Annotated in this window: 19 protein-coding genes; 7 read left to right on the top strand and 12 right to left on the bottom strand. The window is 67.4% G+C overall.

What is annotated here, in order from left to right:
• Nucleotides 1-2: 2 nt before the first annotated feature.
• Nucleotides 3-236 (top strand): ferredoxin, encoded by a 234-nt coding sequence (locus tag ACX28W_RS32545; RefSeq protein WP_459003546.1) that lies wholly within the window; start codon nucleotides 3-5, stop codon nucleotides 234-236.
• A 522-nt stretch (nucleotides 237-758) separates the two neighbouring features.
• Here the strand turns inward: ACX28W_RS32545 and ACX28W_RS32540 are convergent.
• Entirely contained in the window at nucleotides 759-1,436 is a 678-nt protein-coding gene (locus ACX28W_RS32540; protein WP_459003544.1) for a TetR family transcriptional regulator, read from the bottom strand.
• Nucleotides 1,437-1,646: 210 nt separating this feature from the next.
• Here ACX28W_RS32540 and ACX28W_RS32535 point away from each other — a divergent pair, with 210 nt between their 5' ends.
• The 3 genes from ACX28W_RS32535 to ACX28W_RS32525 are packed head-to-tail and all read left to right on the top strand — an operon-like array spanning nucleotide 1,647 to nucleotide 4,956.
• The gene (locus ACX28W_RS32535) at nucleotides 1,647-3,143 is read left to right on the top strand and encodes a glycosyltransferase family 4 protein (RefSeq protein ID WP_459003542.1); all 1,497 of its coding nucleotides are present in this window, start codon (nucleotides 1,647-1,649) and stop codon (nucleotides 3,141-3,143) included.
• On the top strand, nucleotides 3,137-3,883 hold the full coding sequence (locus tag ACX28W_RS32530; RefSeq protein WP_459003540.1) for a class I SAM-dependent methyltransferase: 747 nt from the start codon (nucleotides 3,137-3,139) through the stop codon (nucleotides 3,881-3,883). The genes ACX28W_RS32535 and ACX28W_RS32530 overlap by 7 nt, the downstream gene beginning before the upstream one ends.
• A complete protein-coding gene (locus ACX28W_RS32525) occupies nucleotides 3,880-4,956 on the top strand; it encodes a prenyltransferase/squalene oxidase repeat-containing protein (protein ID WP_459003538.1) in 1,077 nt (358 codons plus the stop codon). The genes ACX28W_RS32530 and ACX28W_RS32525 overlap by 4 nt, the downstream gene beginning before the upstream one ends.
• A gap of 44 nt (nucleotides 4,957-5,000) precedes the next feature.
• Here the strand turns inward: ACX28W_RS32525 and ACX28W_RS32520 are convergent, their stop codons facing one another.
• Nucleotides 5,001-5,294, bottom strand: a complete 294-nt coding sequence (locus ACX28W_RS32520; RefSeq protein ID WP_362078583.1) for a hypothetical protein — start codon at nucleotides 5,292-5,294, stop codon at nucleotides 5,001-5,003.
• A gap of 171 nt (nucleotides 5,295-5,465) precedes the next feature.
• Between ACX28W_RS32520 and ACX28W_RS32515 the strand changes: the two genes are divergently transcribed.
• Complete coding sequence (locus ACX28W_RS32515; protein WP_459003536.1) at nucleotides 5,466-6,053, top strand: hypothetical protein; 588 nt, start codon at nucleotides 5,466-5,468, stop codon at nucleotides 6,051-6,053.
• 101 nt (nucleotides 6,054-6,154) lie between these two features.
• On the opposite strand, the gene ACX28W_RS32510 is transcribed toward ACX28W_RS32515, so the two are convergent.
• The 3 genes from ACX28W_RS32510 to ACX28W_RS32500 all read right to left on the bottom strand — a co-directional run bounded on the left by ACX28W_RS32510 (nucleotide 6,155) and on the right by ACX28W_RS32500 (nucleotide 9,257).
• The gene (locus tag ACX28W_RS32510) at nucleotides 6,155-7,165 is read right to left on the bottom strand and encodes an LLM class F420-dependent oxidoreductase (RefSeq protein WP_459003534.1); all 1,011 of its coding nucleotides are present in this window, start codon (nucleotides 7,163-7,165) and stop codon (nucleotides 6,155-6,157) included.
• 98 nt (nucleotides 7,166-7,263) lie between these two features.
• Nucleotides 7,264-8,088: a hypothetical protein gene (locus ACX28W_RS32505; RefSeq protein WP_459003532.1), complete on the bottom strand. Its 825-nt coding sequence runs from the start codon at nucleotides 8,086-8,088 to the stop codon at nucleotides 7,264-7,266.
• Nucleotides 8,089-8,264: 176 nt separating this feature from the next.
• Nucleotides 8,265-9,257 (bottom strand): N-acetylmuramoyl-L-alanine amidase, encoded by a 993-nt coding sequence (locus tag ACX28W_RS32500; RefSeq protein WP_459003530.1) that lies wholly within the window; start codon nucleotides 9,255-9,257, stop codon nucleotides 8,265-8,267.
• A gap of 350 nt (nucleotides 9,258-9,607) precedes the next feature.
• On the opposite strand from ACX28W_RS32500, the gene ACX28W_RS32495 reads away from it, so the two are divergent.
• Entirely contained in the window at nucleotides 9,608-12,532 is a 2,925-nt protein-coding gene (locus ACX28W_RS32495; protein ID WP_459003529.1) for an SIR2 family protein, read from the top strand.
• Entirely contained in the window at nucleotides 12,529-13,494 is a 966-nt protein-coding gene (locus tag ACX28W_RS32490; protein WP_459003528.1) for a D-isomer specific 2-hydroxyacid dehydrogenase family protein, read from the top strand. Before ACX28W_RS32495 ends, ACX28W_RS32490 begins: the two co-directional genes overlap by 4 nt.
• Here ACX28W_RS32490 and ACX28W_RS32485 read toward each other — a convergent pair.
• From ACX28W_RS32485 to ACX28W_RS32455, 7 genes are all read right to left on the bottom strand, one after another.
• Nucleotides 13,488-13,823 carry a PCC domain-containing protein gene (locus ACX28W_RS32485; RefSeq protein ID WP_459003526.1) on the bottom strand — a complete coding sequence of 112 codons (336 nt, stop codon included), beginning with the start codon at nucleotides 13,821-13,823 and terminating at the stop codon, nucleotides 13,488-13,490. The genes ACX28W_RS32490 and ACX28W_RS32485 overlap by 7 nt on opposite strands.
• Nucleotides 13,824-13,960: 137 nt before the next feature.
• Nucleotides 13,961-14,212, bottom strand: coding sequence for a hypothetical protein (locus ACX28W_RS32480; RefSeq protein WP_459003525.1), 252 nt, complete (start codon nucleotides 14,210-14,212; stop codon nucleotides 13,961-13,963).
• A gap of 18 nt (nucleotides 14,213-14,230) precedes the next feature.
• On the bottom strand, nucleotides 14,231-15,079 hold the full coding sequence (locus tag ACX28W_RS32475; protein ID WP_459003523.1) for a fatty acid desaturase: 849 nt from the start codon (nucleotides 15,077-15,079) through the stop codon (nucleotides 14,231-14,233).
• A gap of 183 nt (nucleotides 15,080-15,262) precedes the next feature.
• Nucleotides 15,263-16,321, bottom strand: coding sequence for a macro domain-containing protein (locus tag ACX28W_RS32470; RefSeq protein WP_459003521.1), 1,059 nt, complete (start codon nucleotides 16,319-16,321; stop codon nucleotides 15,263-15,265).
• Nucleotides 16,322-16,363: 42 nt separating this feature from the next.
• Nucleotides 16,364-16,549 carry a hypothetical protein gene (locus ACX28W_RS32465; protein WP_459003519.1) on the bottom strand — a complete coding sequence of 62 codons (186 nt, stop codon included), beginning with the start codon at nucleotides 16,547-16,549 and terminating at the stop codon, nucleotides 16,364-16,366.
• Between the two features lie 118 nt (nucleotides 16,550-16,667).
• On the bottom strand, nucleotides 16,668-17,213 hold the full coding sequence (locus ACX28W_RS32460; RefSeq protein ID WP_459003518.1) for a GNAT family N-acetyltransferase: 546 nt from the start codon (nucleotides 17,211-17,213) through the stop codon (nucleotides 16,668-16,670).
• Complete coding sequence (locus ACX28W_RS32455) at nucleotides 17,210-18,436, bottom strand: tetratricopeptide repeat protein (protein WP_459003517.1); 1,227 nt, start codon at nucleotides 18,434-18,436, stop codon at nucleotides 17,210-17,212. The genes ACX28W_RS32460 and ACX28W_RS32455 overlap by 4 nt, the downstream gene beginning before the upstream one ends.
• Nucleotides 18,437-18,850: the final 414 nt, after the last annotated feature.

Raw genomic sequence — 18,850 nt, 5'->3', positions numbered from 1 at the left:
GGATGGGTGACCGCTGGGGCGTCGAGGTCGACCGCTCCGTCTGCATCGGCTCCGCCCAGTGCGTCCACCTGGCCCCGGACACGTTCCGCCTCGACTCCGCCATGCAGTCCCACCCGGCCGAACCGGAGATCGACGCCAACGAGAAGATCCTCGCGGCGGCGGAGGGCTGCCCGGTGGAAGCCGTCATGATCACGCTGCTGGGCAGTGGGGAGCCGGTGTTTCCGCCGGAAGAATGAAAAATTCCCCCATGGATGCAAAAAAGTCCCACTTTGGGGTGTTCTCTCTGGCTGTGGGAGTTCTATCCTGGTAGTGGCCTACGAGGCGAGTGAGGGAGTTCGACCGGAGTAGCCGACTCGGGCGAGACGCAGCAGCATCGCATCCGCTGGGGCCGACGTCGACGGTAGGGCTGAGAGGCCGGAAGGCAGCGTTCAGGCCGGACGGCGACCCCCATCACCTGATCCGGGTAATACCGGCGAAGGGAACCCGTCTCGTAGGTTTTTGTGTGCCCGTAGGTTTCTGTGTGCCCGCGCTCGGCCTAGGGCCTGTCCGGCGGATCAGGTCGGAGGGAAGCGGCGGTGCCTTGTCGGCGCAGGTGAGCGGGGTCTGGTGCGTCGAGCTGCAAGGCGGAGGAGGGCGGCGACGCGATGGGGGTCCCCCCGCTCGAGCGAAGCCGAGAGTGGGGGAGTCGGCAACCGACGACAACGCCGCAGATCGGCGTGCCGGACCCCGCGCCTCCGGCATGATCCGCCGGACAGGCCCTAGCCGTGATCGCCTGGCTCCGTCACCTCGATCAGCCGGCACACCGTCTCGATGTCGATCTTGACCTGGGCGATGGAGGCGCGGCCGGAGAGCCAGGTGATCAGGGCCGAGTGCCAGGTGTGCTCGATGACGCGGACCGCGGAGAGCTGGGCGGGGGTCGGGTCGTCCAGGCCCATCGCGTCCAGGATGATCGCCGTGGTCTGCCGGGACACCTGGTCGACCTCGGGGCTCACGCTGCGGTCCGCGAAGGTGAGCGCGCGGACCATCGCGTCGGCCAGGTGCGGCTCTCGCTGCAGGGCACGGAACGCCCGCATCAGCGTCTCGGCGACCCGCTCCGCCGCCGTGTCACCGGCCGGCGGCTTCTTCTGCAGGGTGCCGTGCATGCGCTCCAACTGGTCCTGCATGGTGGCGACCAGCAGATGGACCTTCGACGGGAAGTAGCGGTAGAGCGTGCCGAGGGCGACCTGCGACGACTCCGCGACCTCACGCATCTGCACCGCGTCGAAACCACCCCGGCTGGCCAACCGCGCGCTCGCGTGCAGGATCCGGCGGCGGCGTGCCTCCTGCCGCTCGGTGAGCGCGGGCGCGGCGGGGGGTGCGGCCGACCGGGTGGCGGGGTGCGCGGGGTGCGCGGGGGGTCGCGCCGACTTGGCTTCCACCTTGGCTTCCGCAGGCATGGGTCCCGTTCCGTGGGTTCAGCTGGAGGAGCGACCGGACAGCACGGCAGATCACCTCCGCGCCGTGGCGTGGATCACCTGATCCACTGCTCACAGGCGCCCTACCTGCCGGTAGATTCAGTGCTCCTCGAACGATCAAGTCTGAAACTTGTTCTAGATTAGCGTCCCGGCGTAACCTCGCGGGAAAGTGCAGGGAGAAGGGGGCCGTAAGTGACCGCTGAGGCCATGGAGGCGGGCCCCGGGGAGGGTGTGGCCGCCGATGGCGGACGACCGCTGCGGATAGCGCTCCTCACCTACAAGGGGAACCCGTTCTGCGGCGGCCAGGGCGTGTATGTACGGCACCTCTCGCGCGAGCTGGCCCGCCTGGGCCACCGCGTCGAGGTCATCGGCTCCCAGCCGTATCCCGTGCTGGACGAAGGCCTCCCCGAGCTGAGCCTCACCGAGCTGCCCAGCCTCGACCTCTACCGCCAGCCGGACCCCTTTCGCACCCCGGGTCGCGACGAGTTCCGCGACTGGATCGACGCGGTCGAGGTCGGCACGATGTGGACCGGGGGCTTCCCCGAACCACTGACCTTCTCGCTGCGCGCCCGGCGCCATCTGCGCGACCGCCGCGGGGACTTCGACGTCGTGCACGACAACCAGACGCTCGGGTACGGACTGCTGGGAGACGTGGGCGCGCCCCTCGTCACCACCATCCACCACCCCATCACCGTCGACCGCCAGTTGGAGCTGGACGCCGCCGAGGGACGACGGCGCCGGATGTCCGTGCGCCGCTGGTACGCCTTCACGCGCATGCAGAAGCGGGTCGCGCGCCGTCTGCCGTCCGTGCTCACCGTCTCCGGTACATCACGCCAGGAGATCGTCGAGCACCTGGGCGTACGCGACGACCGTATCCACGTCGTGCACATCGGCGCGGACACCGATCTCTTCTCGCCCGACCCCGCCGTGCCGCAGGTGCCGGGCCGGATCGTCACCACCTCCAGCGCGGACGTGCCGCTCAAGGGGCTCGTCTTCCTCGTCGAGGCGCTCGCGAAGCTGCGCATCGAGCACCCGCGCGCGCACCTCGTCGTCGTCGGCAAGCGTGCCGAGGACGGGCCCGTCGCCCAGGCCATAGAGCGGTACGGCCTCGAAGGCGCCGTCGAGTTCGTCAAGGGCATCTCGGACGCGGAGCTCGTCGACCTCGTACGCTCGGCCGAAGTCGCCTGTGTGCCCTCCCTGTACGAGGGGTTCTCCCTGCCCGCCGCCGAGGCGATGGCGACGGGTACGCCGCTGGTGGCCACCACCGGCGGGGCGATCCCGGAGGTCGCCGGACCCGACGGCGAGACCTGCCTCGCGGTGCCGCCCGGCGACGCGGGTGCGCTGGCCGCCGGGCTCAGCCGACTCCTCGGTGACCCGGAACTCCGGGCGAGACTCGGATCCGCCGGGCGCGCGCGGGTACTGGAGCGCTTCACCTGGGCCCGAGCCGCCGAAGGCACGGTGGCCCACTACCGCGAGGCCATCGCCGGAGGGACCCCCGGCGCGGCGCCGTCCCCCCGCCGCTCCGCGCCGAGCCCTGCCCGCTCCGCGCCCCAGCCTCCCGGCCGCTCCGCGGCCACAGAACTCGCCGACGGCAGCGGCACCGACGCCGTCCCCACGGCAGCCGTCGGTACCGCAGCCGTGGCCGAAGAAGTAGTTGTAGCCAACCGCGAAAGCAGGGCCACGTGCTGACCGTCGACTTCTCCCGGTTCCCGCTCGCCCCGGGCGACCGCGTACTGGACCTCGGATGCGGTGCCGGCCGGCACGCGTTCGAGTGCTACCGGCGCGGCGCCCAGGTGGTCGCGCTGGACCAGAACGGCGAGGAGATCCGCGAGGTCGCCAAGTGGTTCGCGGCGATGAAGGAGGCGGGGGAGGCCCCGGCCGGCGCCACCGCGACGGCGATGGAGGGCGACGCCCTCGCGCTGCCCTTCCCCGACGCGTCCTTCGACGTCGTGATCATCTCCGAGGTGATGGAGCACATCCCGGACGACAAGGGCGTACTCGCCGAGATGGTCCGGGTGCTCAAGCCGGGCGGCCGGATCGCGATCACCGTGCCGCGCTACGGACCCGAGAAGGTCTGCTGGACGCTGTCCGACGCGTACCACGAGGTCGAGGGCGGCCACATCCGCATATACAAGGCGGACGAACTGCTGGGCAAGATGAAGGAGGCCGGGCTCAAGCCGTACGGCACCCATCACGCCCACGCCCTGCACAGCCCCTACTGGTGGCTGAAGTGCGCGTTCGGCGTCGACAACGACAAGGCGCTGCCCGTGCGGGCGTACCACAAGCTTTTGGTCTGGGACATCATGAAGAAGCCCCTGGCCACCCGGGTCGCCGAGAACGCGCTGAACCCGCTGATCGGCAAGAGCTTCGTGGCGTACGCGACCAAGCCCCACCTGCCCACGGACGCTGCCTTGGTGGACGCTTCGTGACCACATCTCGTTCGCCCCGGACGGAACATCTCGTCCTGCCCGGGGTCCTGACCGCCGAGGAGGCAGCCGCCACGGTGGGCGGAATCCTCGCGGTGCAGCGGCCCGACGGCGCCATACCGTGGTTCCGCGGTCACCACCTCGACCCGTGGGACCACACCGAGGCGGCCATGGCCCTGGACGCGGCGGGGGAGCACGAGGCGGCCGAGCGGGCGTACGAATGGCTCGCACGCCACCAGAACCAGGACGGTTCCTGGTACGCGGCCTACGCCGACGGGGACGCGCACGACGTCACCGACCGCGGCCGGGAGACCAACTTCTGCGCGTACATCGCCGTCGGCGTCTGGCACCACTACCTGGCCACCGGCGACGACACCTTCCTGGACCGGATGTGGCCCTCGGTCTACGCGGCCGTGGAGTTCGTGCTGCTGCTCCAGCAGCCGGGCGGGCAGATCGGCTGGAAGCGCGAGGACGACGGGACGGCGACCGACGAGGCGCTGCTGACCGGGAGTTCGTCCATCCACCACGCGCTGCGCTGTGCGCTGGCCATCGCCGAGCAGCGGGAAGAGCCGCAGCCCGACTGGGAGTTGGCGGTCGGCGCGCTGCGGCACGCGATCCGCAAGCACCCCGAGCGGTTCCTCGACAAGGACCGCTACTCGATGGACTGGTACTACCCGGTGCTCGGCGGCGCGTTGACGGGCGCCGAGGCCAAGTCCCGGATAGCGGAGGACTGGGACCGCTTCGTGGTGCCCGGACTCGGCGTCCGCTGCGTCGTCCCCAACCCGTGGGTGACCGGCGGCGAGTCGGCCGAACTCGCCCTGGCGCTCTGGATCGTGGGCGAATCCGACCGGGCCCTGGAGATCCTCCAGTCCATCCAGCACCTGCGCGATCCGAGGACCGGCCTGTACTGGACGGGCTATGTCTTCGACGACCGGACGATCTGGCCCGAGGAACTCACCAGCTGGACGGCCGGCTCCGTCCTCCTCGCCGTGGCCGCACTCGGCGGCGACGAGCCGACCTGCGCGGTCTTCGGCGGCGAGCGCCTGCCGCTGGGGCTCGACGCGGAGTGCTGTTAGTACGGCCGGTACCCGCTAGTTGGGCCGGTACCCGCTGGTATCGCTCAGTGCCGGTGCATGCGGTTGGCGATGGCGTGGCCGACGAAGAGGTAGACGACGGCGGCGAGACCGTAGCCCGCGATCACGCGCGCCCAGGCCCGGTCGAAGGTGAACAGGTCACGGGACCAGCCGGCCAGCCAGCTCGCCGCGTCGTGGATGAACTGGACCAGGTCGTTGGTCCGGTTCGCGTCCAGCAGGTACATGAGGATCCACAGGCCCAGGATGAAGGCCATCACGTCGGCGACGATCGCGATGAGCGTGCCCGCCTGGTTGGAACCGTTGCGATTTCGAGTGGACATGCCCTGCGGGTAGCCCGAGCGGCCTGCCTGAAACCCGAATGGGTTCGCCGGGGCCTGGGCGAAACCCGAATGGTTTGCTCAAGTGGCGCAGTGTGCGGAGCCGGGTGAGGCTGCCGGGAGAGCCGTGACTCCCGGAATCCGGGAGAACCGTTCCCTTCCCCGGAGGACCCCGTGCCCGTACCGATACGGCGCCTCACCGTGGCGCTCACCCTCTGCTGTGCGCTGCTGGCCGGTGCCACCGCGTGTGGCAGTGGCGGCGCCAAACAGGTCACCGCCGCCAGCGCCAGCGCCACCGCTTCCGCCGCCGCGGCGGCCGTCACCACCCCGTCCAGCACCAGCAGCGCAGAGAAGCAGAGGCTCGCCAAGACCCGCTTCGTGGCGAACGCCGGCCTCGCGGCCGGAGCCACCTATCAGTGGATCGTGAAGCCCTGGAAGGCCGGAAAGTTCAAGAAGGGCGCGAAGGGCCGCAAGCTCGCCCTGATCAAGGCGGGTATCGCGGGCGCGTTCGCGTACAACCGGCTCCAGGCCGCGGTGAAGAACGCCAAGGGCGACCCCGCGCTCTCGAAGGCCATCGCCCCGCTCACCGAGGGCATCGAGGCACTCAAGGGACTGCCGGCCAAGCTCCGCAAGGGCGAGTCGACCGACGCGACCGTGAACTCCTTCGACGACATCATCAACCAGGTGAAGGAAGCCGGAAAGAGCGCGGGCGCCGAGGTCAAGAACAAGGTGCCGTCGACTTCTCAGCTCAGTGGCGGATGACAGCGGACAACGCTGGTTGACCGAGCGTACGGCGGTCCGGCCGCGGGCCGCCGTACGCGCCTGGTTCAGGCCGCCGTTCTCGCCTGGGTTTCCGTGCGTCGTCAGGTGTTGAGATCCGCCAGCACCCGCAGGGTGTGCGGGTCCGGCGCGAGTACCAGCAGATCCGTCACCGGACCCTTGCGCCACAACTCCAGTCGCTCCGCGATGCGTTCGCGCGGGCCGACGAGCGAGATCTCGTCGGCGAAGGCGTCGGGAACGGCGAGTACGGCTTCCTCCCGCCGCCCTTCGAGAAAGAGCCGCTGAACCCTCCGCGCCTCCTCCTCGAACCCCATCCGCGCCATCAGATCGGCATGGAAGTTGCGCGCTGCGTGCCCCATCCCGCCGATGTAGAAGCCGAGCATGGCTTTGACCGCCAGCAGCCCTTCGGCGAGGTCGTCGCAGACGTGGGCGCGGGCCATGGGAGCGACGAGGAAGCCGCTGGGCAGATCTTTGAGCGAGGCCTCGTACGCCTGAGGGCGGGTCGGCGACCAGTACAGCGGCAGCCAGCCGTCCGCGATCCTGGTCGTCTGCGCGATGTTCTTCGGCCCCTCGGCACCGAGCAGGAGCGGCAGTTCGGCGCGCAGGGGGTGGGTGATCGGCTTGAGTGCCTTGCCGAGGCCGGTACCGTCGGCGCCCCGGTACGGAAGGGGGTGGAAGCGCCCGTCCAGCTCAACATGGGCCTCGCGCCGGAGGACTTGGCGTACGACATCCACGTACTCCCGGGTCGCGGTCAGCGGCGACTTCGGGAACGGACGCCCGTACCAGCCCTCGACGACCTGCGGCCCCGACAGCCCGAGGCCGAGCATCATGCGGCCGCCCGAGAGATGGTCGAGCGTGAGCGCGTGCATCGCGGTGGTGGTGGGGGAGCGGGCGGCCATCTGGGCGACGGCCGTGCCCAGTTGGATACGGGTCGTCCGCGCGGCGATCCAGGTGAGTGGGGTGAAGGCGTCGGAGCCCCAGGACTCGGCGGTCCACACGGAGTGGTAGCCGAGCCGTTCCGCCTCCTGGGCGAGGGGGACATGGTCGGCGGAGGGGCCGCGTCCCCAGTATCCGAGCGCGAGACCGAGCCGCATGTCGCCCTCCTGACGTTGTGTCAGATTCGGGGGTGACTGTACGGGAACGGCCCCCACTCGGAAAGAGCGGGGGCCGTGAGAGGTCCGGGGGCGGCGGGTCAGCCGCGCTGGATCCCCGACGTGTCCTGCAGTACGCCGCGACGGCCGTCCTGCGTCTGCGCCACCAGGACCGCGCCGCGCTGCTCGACGGCCAGGTACCAGGTGCCCGGCGCGAGCTCGGCGATCGGCGTCGGCGAACCGTCCTCCGCGAACAGCGGACGCGGCACCGGTACGGCGAACCAGAACGGCGAGAAGTCCCCGGCGGGCTGCTGTGCCTGCGGGGCGGGAGCCTGCGGCTGGCTGGGCTGACCGAACGGCTGCGGCTGCGCACCGTAGGGCTGACCGGGCTGGCCCGGCTGCGGGGCGCCGGGGTAGCCGTACCCGCCGGGGGGCTGGGCGCTGTAGGGCTGGGGGGTGACGGGCTTGGGGGCGGGGAGGAGGGCAGCCTTGAGGGCCGGGACGAGGGGGGTGGCGATGGCGGCGCCGGCCAGGATCAGGGTGGCGACCAGGCCGAGGATGGCGCCGGTACCGGCGTCGGGGCCGGCGGCCCCATCTCCCACGTTGTTGTAGCCGCCCGCCGGGTCGAAGATGTTCCCGAGCGCGCTCCACGCGGCGAACACGGTGAACGCGACGCCGAACTGGCCGAGGTCGAGGCCGACGACCTTGGGGACCTGCGGCAGACCGTGGGCGACGACGATGAGCGCGGCGCCGATGATGCCCGCCAGGAAGACGCTCATCAGGAGCGGCGCGCTTCCCCAGGCGTTCGGGAGGTCGACGCCTTCGGCACCGTCGGCGGAGTAGATGCCGAGGAACGACGCGATGAACAGCAACACCGCTGCTCCGATCACCACGCCGTCGCCTCGAGTGAGGGAGCGGATATTCACTTCAGGTCCTTCGTCAGTCGTCTCGTCATCGGTGGAGGCGTTGCTGTCGCCACGTCGCCATCAGGCCGTATACCGCCATCAGGTCGCGGTGTGAAGCGCGGGGGTGGCCCCTCATCGTAGGGACGACACTATCGCCCGTCCCCGCAGGGTGTCCGCCGGGTGCAAGCCGTTGATCGTCACCCGTGCAGGAAACTCACGATTCCCTCAGAGATCCCACGCGCCGCCTTCTGCCGCCACACGCCGCTGGTCAGCAACGCGGCGTCCTTGGTATCGCGCATGTTGCCGCACTCGATGAACACCTTCGGAACCGTTGACAGATTGAGACCGCCGAGATCCTTTCGGACCACGAGTCCGGTGCCGTCGCCGATGTAGTTGGAGGGCGCGCTGCCGGTCTCGCGGACGAAGTTGCCCGCGATGCGCTCGCCCAGCTCCTGGGACGGGGCGACGATCGCGCGGGTGTCCGCGCCGCCCGCGTTGACGGACCCGGGCAGGATCACATGGAAGCCACGGTTGCCGACCGCCGAGCCGTCCGCGTGGATCGAGATCGCGGCGTCGGCGCGGGCCGTGTTGCCGATCCGGGCCCGCTCGTCGACGCACGGCCCCCAGGCGCGGTCACCGTCCTGCGTCAACTTCACCGTGGCGCCCTGCTGTTCGAGGATCGTCCGCAGCCGACGCGAGACGTCGAGCGTGAACTGGGCCTCCGCGTAACCCGCGTTGGTCGCCGTCCCCGTCGTATCGCACTCCTTGCTGTTCGTGCCGATGTCCACCTTGCGGTTGATGGCGGCCGTGTGCTGGAAGTTGCCGGGGTTGTGCCCGGGGTCGATGACGACGACCTTGCCTTTGAGGGGGCCGGAGGCGGCGGGTTGCGACGAGGTGCCGGAGGAGGCGGAAGGACTGGGGCTCGGCTTCTCGCCCTCACTCGACCCGCCGGCTGTCGGTGTCCGCGCTCCGGAGGGCGAGGACGCGGGCCCGGTGGACGAAGACGCGGGCCCCGTGGACGAAGGCGCCGCCTTGTCGGACGTACCCCCGCCCCCCGAGTCCCCCACCGCCTGCCACACCAGCCATCCCACCAGCGCCCCCGGCACCAGCGCGGCGACCGCCACGGTCATCGGCCCACGCCGGGAGCGGCGCGGGCGGGGAGGTTCGAAGTCAGGGCCTACGTATGACACGGCTGCCACCCTACGGGGCGTCCACGTGGTCCGCTGTGTCCCTGACATGCCAGGGAAATTGGCGGCGGCAGCAAGCACTCCCTACCCGTTTGCACCATGTGTGAGACGGGACCGCCTCGGAACGGTGACGCAGATGCCAATCCGTGGCCTTGATCCGAACCCCTCCTACCAACCTGCAGGTCAGGGGTGCTCCTCTCGTCGACCGGGCTCCCGGTCAACGCGACTCTTCGGGCACCGAACTGCTTGCTGCCGGAAGGCAGACAGCGTTCCCACGGGCACGGCACAATACGCTAAGTAGAGCAACCAGTCACTGAGGGCGACTGTGCTCGCCATCGATGAGGGGGAGCACCATGAGTGCGTTCGAAGTCCCGCTGGAACTGGCAGAGCAATTTGGACGCGGTAACGGCGTCCTCTTTGTGGGCGCCGGACTGTCAAAGGGAGCAGGTCTTCCTGATTGGCAGGGGCTGGTCCGCGGACTTGCCGAAGAGCTGCCCGGTTGTCCTTCCGGTGCGGATCATCGCGACATCGCAGCGTATTACGAATTGGAGTTCGGTCGCAATCGCCTTGTGCAACGGATTCGGGACCAATTAGATACGCTCCATCTGCAGCCCACACATGTGCATCACGCGCTCGTGGAACTCCCCGTGCCCTTGGTGGTGACGACCAATTTCGATGATCTCATCGAGATGACCTATCGAGCGCAGCGTAAACCGTACAATGCGGTGACCCGCGCAGTCGACGCCGGATTCTGGTCGAGCGATCGTGTTCAAATCGTCAAGATTCACGGAGATCTCGCTCATCCGGAGTCGATCGTCATCACGTCCAACGACTACGAAGGAATCACGACGGACCGGCCGTCTCTGGTACGGCTGCTCAGTGCCACCCTTCAGACGCGGACCGTGCTGTTTCTCGGTTACAGCGTGACTGATCCGGACCTCCGCATTCTGCTTACTCAGCTGCGCCAGGAGACCGGCGACTATCGACGCAACCTCTATTCCGTCCAGTTCGACGCACCGGCGCTGGCCGTGAAGGACCTCGAACGCAGGGGCGTTCGCGTGATCAACCTCGCCCTCGCCGGTCGATCGCCGAATGACGTCCTCCTCACCTGGCTCACCGAGCTCAATCAGCGTGCCCTGCGTCATGCGCCGGCCCCGAGCCAGGCGGAACCCGGCAGACCTCGATCCGACACCCGACTCTCCGACGAGGTGATGGGCCTGCTGAGGTCCATGGGCTACTCCCTGTCCCAGCCGCGGCGCAGCCCTGGAGTCGTGGACTTCCGCGCGAGCAAGCACAGCGAGGGCGCCCACATCCTGCGCTGGGTCCGCTGCGTGGAAGGCAGCGTGGGCTCGGGTCACGTGGACGGCGCATTCGCTCTGCGCGGATCGGACGACAGCGACAGTGAGGTCTGGGTCATCGCCTACCGCAGCGGTGTCTTCACCTCTCAGGCCAAGGCGCGGGCGGAAGCAAGTCCCGGCACCCGGATCATGTCCATCGCGCAGTTCTACCGCACCATGCTGAACATCGACAGCTATCTCTCCAGCTTGATTGAGGAACACGAGAAAGAACGCATCGATGATCTCTGGGTCGGCCTGGCCTGCGAGGTGCCGCAGTATGACCGGTCCCGTGTCGCCCCGCTCAGCATCGACAGTTTCGATGACGTCGAGGCGTTCCTGGACGTGTGGATCGACACCCCAGGCCGCAACCACATCTCTATTGTGGGCGATTTCGGCACGGGGAAGACATGGCTGTGCCGGCACTATGCGGCGCTGCTGGCCCGGCGTTATCTGGAGGACTGTGAACACAATCGAGTCCCCATTCTCATCTCGCTGCGCGACCGTTCGCGAGGGGACACTGTCAATATTAAAGAGCTGATCACCGATACGCTCGTCAACAGCTATGGAATGCACCTTCCCGGCGGCTACGAGACCTTCCAGTTCCTCAATCGCCACGACAGTCTCGTGCTCATCCTGGATGGCTTCGACGAGATGCAGGCCCGCGTCGACGATCTCGCGACAGTACGTAACTTCGACGAGCTGGCGAAAATCGTGGAGCCCGAGGCGAACTGCAAGGCGATCTTGACCTGCCGTACCAGTTACTTCCGCACAGACCTCGAGGAACGTGAAGTGCTCGCCGGTGAGGGCCTGCAGCGGATCCATCTGCGAGATCGACCCAATTTCGAGATCCTGCATCTGTGCCAGTTCGACGACCGGAGGATCCTCGAGGCACTCCAGCGACTGGTGGGAAATCGGGCCGGAGAATACTACGAGCAGATGCAGCGGATCTATAACCTTGCAGACCTGGCTCAGCGTCCCATCCTGCTCGCGATGATCGCTTCCACGCTGCCCAGACTGGTGCAGCATGTGACCGTCAACCCGGCCACGCTGTACGAGATGTACACCGATGAATGGATGCGCAAGAACCTGACAGAACAGCGATCGATTCTCGACTCGACGGACCACCGGACGCTCATGCAGGAACTGGCCTGGGAGATGTTTCGGCGCGAGACCGCTTCGGTGCACTATTCCGAACTACCACGAACGTTACTCGAAGCGATTCCATACAGCCACGCGCCCTTCGTCCACAATTATGAGCACGATGTACGAACACAGTCGTTCCTTCAGCGGGACCGGGCCGGCTTCTACAGCTTCGCCCACAAGTCGTTCATGGAGTTCTTCATTGCTCAGCGGATCTTCACGGACATCTGCGAAGACGATGACAGAAGGCTCACCGAGGCGCAGACATCACACGAGACAGACCAGTTCATCAAGGACCTCCTGTTACGTGAATCCGTTCACATTGCCACGCTCAAGCGATGGATGAACGGGGACGGCACACCGCTACTGCGCGTGAACGCGGCCGGCATCATCTCCAAGGTCGGGGATCCCCGCGTGACCAGTGAGGTCATCCAACTGCTCGACCGTGACAAAGAAATACGGCACCTTTATCTCACCGCTGTCATCTTCCGCGTACTGGAGATCCGGTGGGAAGCAGCAGAGCGCCTGGCCAGTGAACCCAACGGCAGGCCGCTGCCGCACTTGCTCACATTGACTTCGGACCAGCTCAAGACTGTGGCATCGCGCTTCTGCAAGGAGGCGCTCAACCCACGTGACGGCGTGGCCCGATGGTTGTCGCTCAGACTGCTACAACAAGTGACCGATGTAGCCTCGGACGACGTTCTGAGGGCTCTGCAGGCGGTTGAGGAGCAGGAGGACGTTGCGGAGACGAGGGCTTTGATTCCGCAGATGCGTCGGACAATCGAGCAAGGGGCATCGTGAACACTGCAATTGCCGTCGAACCCTCTACGTCGGCCGAGGAGGCGGACCAGCGGGCGAACGACCCGGGTCTTGCCGAGCTGCGACTCCAGGTCGAGGCGGCCGTCCTCAAGGGAGGCGGCCGGGTCACGAGCGCCAAGGAGGCCGATGGCGTCGTGTGGCTCGACCAGGGCGACGTGGCGGAATTGCGCACGCTCCTCGACGAGCATCCCTCCATCCGTTGGGTTCAGCTCCCCTGGGCGGGTGTCGAGAAATTTGCATCGGACGGGCTCATGGACCGGCCTGTGGCCTTCACCTGTGCCAAAGGCCTGTTCGCCGACCAGGTGGCGGAACACGCGCTGATGCTCGTGCTGGCCTCACTGCGTCACCTTGCCGAGCAGGCCAGGACACCTCGCTGGCATTCACTCGACCCTTGCTCCCTGTTCGGCCGCCGGGTGACGATCCTGGGGGGTGGCGGCACGGCAGCCGCGCTGATCAGATTGCTCAGACCCTTCGGTTGCAAGGTCAGAGTGCTGCGCCGCGCAGCCGAAGCCGTGGCAGGAGCCGATGAGACCCTTCCATCCTCCGAGCTTCAGCGTGTGCTGCCGGACACCGACGTCCTAGTGCTCGCGCTGTCGCTGACGCCACGCACACGGCACATCATCGGGGCCCGGGAGCTTTCAGCCCTTCCCACTCATGCGATCGTCGTCAATGTCGCAAGAGGGAGCCACATCCACACGGATGCGCTTGTCGCAGCACTTGAGAATCGTTCGATCGCTGCCGCGGCTGTCGATGTGACGGATCCCGAACCGCTGCCCGAGGGACATCCGCTCTGGGGCCATCCACGTGCTCTCGTCACGTCGCACTGCGCTGATTCCGCGGACTACGTACTGCGGATGCTGAGTGAGCGCGTGGCGCGCAATGTGGCGAACCTGCGGGAGGGAAACACCTTGGAGGGCCTGGTGGATCCCCGTCAGGGTTACTGATCGGGGATCACGTAGACACGCACGAACCAATGCCCGACAGTCGCGGCGTGCAGATGGCCGCTGACGGCCGTTCCGTCCTCGGTGCCGAAGACGGCATGGATGTGCGGAATACCGTCACGCACCTCGCCCGTACCGAACATCTCCAGAGGGTCTGCATACGATCGAATGATGTCGCTGGAGGCATCGTTCTTGGGCATGGTGCTGACCTCGCACCGGTCCACCGCTCCGATGACCGAGACGATCGCTCCTTTGGCGATGCCTCTGAGCGCCAGTTCCTCCTTCACCCGGCCGAGGACTTCCTCACCCTTGCCCACGTCGATGGTCAGCATCGTCAGCCTTCCCCTGCGAGTTCGGCTCGGATGACCGCTGTGCCACGGCAACACCCGAACCAGATGATCGGCGGCGGCGATTGTAGCCCGCCCGGATTTCTGCAACCGTCCCCTTTGCGTGCACCGTTCTGTGAGTGCTAGGGCATGACATCGCTCTGGCGAGCCGCCATCTGATCGAAGTTCTGCGAGATCGCACGGCCCAGCGTCCATGTGTGCCAGAAGTGGGCACGCACGAGCGGCACACGATCCAACATGGCGGTTCGAGCGTACGCCGCGTTGCTCCAGTCGAACCGTCGCCCAGCGGGGTCGGCGTGGTGTGCGTCATGGCAGCCGTTGTCCGTGAGGCCGATGACCAGGAGACGACCAATGAAGAAGTGCCAGAAGACCAACCGCAGCCACCATCGGCACTAGGGCCCGAACATGACAGGATGACGCCACGGCGAAGCCTCCGGTGTCGGGTCTGCGAAGAATCTCGCTCCGGTCTTCTCCGCGTATCCCGCCCAGCCCGGCTCGTCAGAGCGCTTGTACCAGGCGTGCAGACCGACGGCGTAGAGCACCATGCTGATGTGGTGGCCCACCGTCAGGGGAAGCAGCCAGCTGAAACCCCATGCGATCAGGGGCCCTGGCCGGCCCCACCGCAGGGACAACCACACCGCAGGCAAAAGCAGCGACGCCTGGAGACACGCAAAGCAGGCCGTGCGCACAGGCCGACGCAATGGGGCCACGCTGTGGCTCACCCGCTCGGTCACCGTCGACAGGAACAGGTGCGGGGACGTGAGGGCCCGAACCAGCCGCCACGGGTACTCATTTCGGGGCAAACCCGGAATGATGCCTAGTCTGCCCAAAGTCCGTTGGTCAGGATCATCCTCGGAAATGAGTGACGCGTGGTGCAGCCGGTGGTCCTTGCGGTAGTCGGCGAAGGATTGGGTCATACCGACGACACCGGCCAGCTCGCCGATCAGCCAGTCATGGCGGCCGAAATCGCCGTGGCTCGCGTGGTGCAGAACGAAGTTGTGCATCGCCCGGAATGCCCCGGAGGAAACGATGACACATGCGAGGGCCGCGACCGCCGCACCCACCCGAGCCGGCGACGCGACGGGAGACGCGGCCACAAGGACGGCCGCGGCTCCGCCACAGACCGACTGCACGAGCACGGCAAAGCTGCCGATCAGGCACAGCCGGGGCGACTTGGAAAGAAGCGGACTCTGCCGGGGATGCGGCACACCGATCACGAAGGTGAGAAAGGCCTGGAACAATCTTGCTTTCGGTAGCGACCAGTACGCGCGACACCGATGACACGGCGCACCATCCACCGCACATAAATGACAGGGGCCTTCGGAGCTGATTCCGCCCATGAGCACCTCCACCTTTTGCGCAAGTATGACCGATCGTCAACTTGGCGCACAAGCAGGAGAAATCCTTTGCGATCCACCCCGTAGTTACCCCTCGGACCGATTTCTCGAATCGAGTTGAAGGTCCAGTGCCGCCCGGCAAACGTCGGCCTGTACATCCGTGTAGGCCAGCAAATAGACCGTTCGGATTTCCGAGCCGGGATGTGCCCGGAAGTACCCCTCGGTGGCCGCCACCAACGCATCAGCCGTCTTCCTCGGATCGCTGTTGCCACCCCCGGTTCCCAGCAGGGGAAGTACGACGGAGCGAAGGTCGCCACCGGCACTGTTCAATCGGTCAACCTCGGTGAGGATATTGCGTACGCATCGTCCGAGGTCCATTACCTGCCGGAAGCCCGAGGCGGGCTCCCCCTCCACAGCTGCCACATGGGCGATCCGCTTCACCTGATGGCTTTCCTGCAACTCACCCGCTCTGGTGACCAGCACGTGGCCGGCCGCCACCTGAGGCTGACCGTTCATGAGCTCGGCCAGCTCCTGAGCGATGGTGTCGTGAATTAGGTGACCAGCCGCGTTCCGTCGGCCCCCGTGATAGCGGATTGTCGCCGAGACCGTGTGCTCCGTGATGCGGGACATTTCCATCCGGGTGTTCTCCGGGTTCACCCACACGTCCGTTCCCAGCACGTTGGCCAGGTTTCCAGTGATCATTCCCAGGTGGTGTCGACGGTCTCCTGGCAAGGGAAACTCGTACCGGCTGGTCCGGGTCAGCGGTACCGGTACGGGTGCGGGTCCCGCGGTCGCCTCGGCGTGCAACTGCTTGCGGAGTCGGGCATTCTCCTTGAGCGCTGCTTTCAGCTCCGCAGCAAGTTGATCGCGCGGGCGCGTCTTGGACAGCCAACCGAAGGACGCGAGCACGAAAAAGGCCGCGAAGCCCGCTGCTCCTCCGAGCCCGAACCCCAGGGCCCGCCCTTCCGAGAGCGAGTCCGGAAACGTCGAGAAGAGGAACAGCGCACTTGCCAGGGAATACATGAGTATGGAAGGCAACTGAAGGGCGTACTGCCTGTCGGCGCGGGCAGGACCAGAGGCCCAGATCTGTAACGCGACCCCGGCTGTGATGAGCACAGCGGTCACACTCAACAAGAGTGAACTCACGAGCCCCCGCACCTCCCCCTGGTGACATTCCGCTTTCCAAGCCTACGCGGCCAAGTGCCAGAAGCTGCCGACGATCAGCCACGCGGCGATCCCGAGCACCGTCAGATATCCACCGATGGACAGCGTCTTCCCGAGCCCCTCACGGCCGCCGTTCTCGATCCACTGACCGATGATGCCGACCAGCGGCGCGCCGAAGACGATCAGGAGTATGCCGATCAAGAAGTCCATGGTCCCCGTCCCTGGTTGAGATCGCTCCCCAGCGATCGAGGGGCCTGATCGTAGATCTCGAGCTCATGCCGGGGAAGCCCCTCGGCCTACCCGTATGAGCGGAGCGACGCCAACTCCGTCACCGCAGGTCTGACACCATGGCGCACAGCTCCGGGGCCCCGTCGAACGGCACCGCCTCGCCGACCGTCCGGTAGCCCCACCGCTCGTACAGGGCCAGCACCTTGCCGTGTGCCTTGTGGACCAGCAGCGTCACTCGCTGTTCCGGCCGGACGTCAAGCAGCGCATCGTGGATCCGGCGGGAGGCCCCAGTGCCGCGCCATGGTGCGCGCACCATCAGCTCCGACAGGGCGAAAGTGCGTTCCCCGGTCTCCGTGGTGAAGGCATTGGGCAACGCCGGGGTCACCTTGTCCCACCAGGTCGTGGCCGCGCTGAGGGGCGCACCGTAGGCGTAGCCGACAGGCTCCCCGCGGTCGTAGGCGATGACGCACGCGAAGCCGTCGCGCGCGGACCAGTGGTCGACGAACTTGGCGAAGGCATCCCGACCGGCGAGGGGGTCGTCACTGCCCTCGTACACCTCGTCATGGACGTCGAGGAGGAGCTCACGGATCGCGGCCGCTTCGCCGTGGTCGTAGTGCTGGGTGTCGAGTTCGGCGTGCGTCGTCACGGGTGTCCTCCCTGGTGATGGGCTGCGGCGGTCACCCGCTCGAGGCGGGACGTGATGCGGCTGCTGGCGATGCCTGCCGCCGGGACTCGCGCGACGGTCTCGGCTGCTTGCTCCGTGTCGCCCTGCGTGAGCTGGAGTTCGGCGAGCAGCACTGTGTAGTAGGCGCGGTTGCGGGTGAAGCGAGCGTCGAGGAGATCGAGTGCTTGGACCGTCTGTTGCTCTGCGCGGGCGTACTGGCCGGCACTCTGGTGGGCGATCGCACCAAGGCCGGACAGTTCCGCCGAGGTCAGGAAGGCGAGCCAGCTTGCCGCGCCAACGGGGTTGGCACGGTCGTAAACGCGCTCAGCCGCGGTCAGTTGACGACCCATGCCTGCCGGGTCGCCGGTCTGCGCGAGGCAGTCGGCGAGCCGTGCGTGCAGGAGTGCGGCGATCAACGGATGAGAGCGCAGGTGCCACTCGGAGAGGGCGTTGCGGTTGATCCGGGCGGCTTCCGCCGGGCGACCCGCGTGCTCGGCCTGGGCGGCGAGGTCGGACCAGGCGCGGGTCACGGCGACGGGGTCGCGCGCCAACAGAGCTGCCTGTAAGGCGCAGTTGCGCAGTTGCGCGGCCTTCGCGTAGTCCCCGCAGTCGTGGGCCGACCACCCGGCGCACGCGGAGACGTCGGCCACTGCCCGGTGCAGTGCTCGCTCAACGCGTTCGCCGTACGTGCAGTGGTCCAGGCAGTGCTGGAGCCGGATCAGGTAGTCGGTGGCGACGTCGACCAGGGCGCCGCCGAGCCCGTTGAAGTGCGCGTCCAGGCGTGTGATGGTGCCCTGGATCCGGCCGACGTCCGTCATGCCGAGGCGGCCGCGATGGGGTGCCTGGTCGGTGCCGAGTGTGGCGATGAGGGCCCCGGCGAGGAAGGTGCGGCGCTGCACGGTGCGGCGCTGCTGTGCGGGTGCCGGTCGCGGAGGCGGGGTGTTGCGAGGTTTGCGCGGGGCGAACCCCATGGCCTCCGGGGCACGGCCGAAGATCTCTTGGAGGGGGCGAAGGTACCGGGGCCACGGCCACTGCACGTCGCCTGAGATCCAGCGGCGTACGTGCCGATCGGTGCAGTTCGCGGGCGTGCCCAACTCGTCGCACTCGTTGTCGGCGATGCGGTTGACCTCGTCGGCGAGTTGCTGGTGGGTGTAACCGAACTCGGTGAGCAGCGCTTCCAGCGTCGTGTTCCGCTGCCTGGCCATTGCCTCCCCCTCGTGCAGGTGCCCCTTGACGGTAGTCCTACCGATCCGGCCCCGTCGGTGAAACTGTCCGGTGCTCCGTCGGGAAGTGCCCGGAGTCTGTCCTGATCACCGGCAGGACACTTACGGTTCCCTTGATTCATGAGCAGAGACAGTGCACGTATGCCTGCTATGGGTGGCGGTGCGCGGATCACGACGGCAGCGACGACCATGAGCCCACCCGTATACCTGCCGCTTCCCGCCGAGTGGCCGAAGCCGGAACCACGATGCGGAGTGTGCGCGGCCCTGGCCCGGCAGCGCGCCGAAGCCGCAGCAGCCGGGGAGTACTCCCGTGTCACTGACTGCAATGTCGAGATCCGCAACCACCCTCACCCGCGGCGCCGGAGGCTTCGGTGAGCCGGATCGGATGGTGCTGGG

The sequence above is a fragment of the Streptomyces sp. SD15 genome (assembly GCF_054462255.1).
The sequence above is the reverse complement of the archived record's forward strand: the minus strand, read 5'-3'. Positions and strand labels throughout refer to the sequence as shown.

Bases quoted from the DNA above. Each gene is read 5' to 3' on its own strand.
- ACX28W_RS32545 (WP_459003546.1), top strand. From the start codon at position 3: ATGGGTGACCGCTGGGGCGTCGAGGTCGACCGCTCCGTCTGCATCGGC.
- ACX28W_RS32540 (WP_459003544.1), bottom strand. From the start codon at position 1,436: ATGCCTGCGGAAGCCAAGGTGGAAGCCAAGTCGGCGCGACCCCCCGCG.
- ACX28W_RS32520 (WP_362078583.1), bottom strand. From the start codon at position 5,294: ATGTCCACTCGAAATCGCAACGGTTCCAACCAGGCGGGCACGCTCATC.
- ACX28W_RS32510 (WP_459003534.1), bottom strand. From the start codon at position 7,165: ATGCGGCTCGGTCTCGCGCTCGGATACTGGGGACGCGGCCCCTCCGCC.
- ACX28W_RS32495 (WP_459003529.1), top strand. From the start codon at position 9,608: ATGAGTGCGTTCGAAGTCCCGCTGGAACTGGCAGAGCAATTTGGACGC.
- ACX28W_RS32485 (WP_459003526.1), bottom strand. From the start codon at position 13,823: ATGCTGACCATCGACGTGGGCAAGGGTGAGGAAGTCCTCGGCCGGGTG.
- ACX28W_RS32465 (WP_459003519.1), bottom strand. From the start codon at position 16,549: ATGGACTTCTTGATCGGCATACTCCTGATCGTCTTCGGCGCGCCGCTG.
- ACX28W_RS32455 (WP_459003517.1), bottom strand. From the start codon at position 18,436: ATGGCCAGGCAGCGGAACACGACGCTGGAAGCGCTGCTCACCGAGTTC.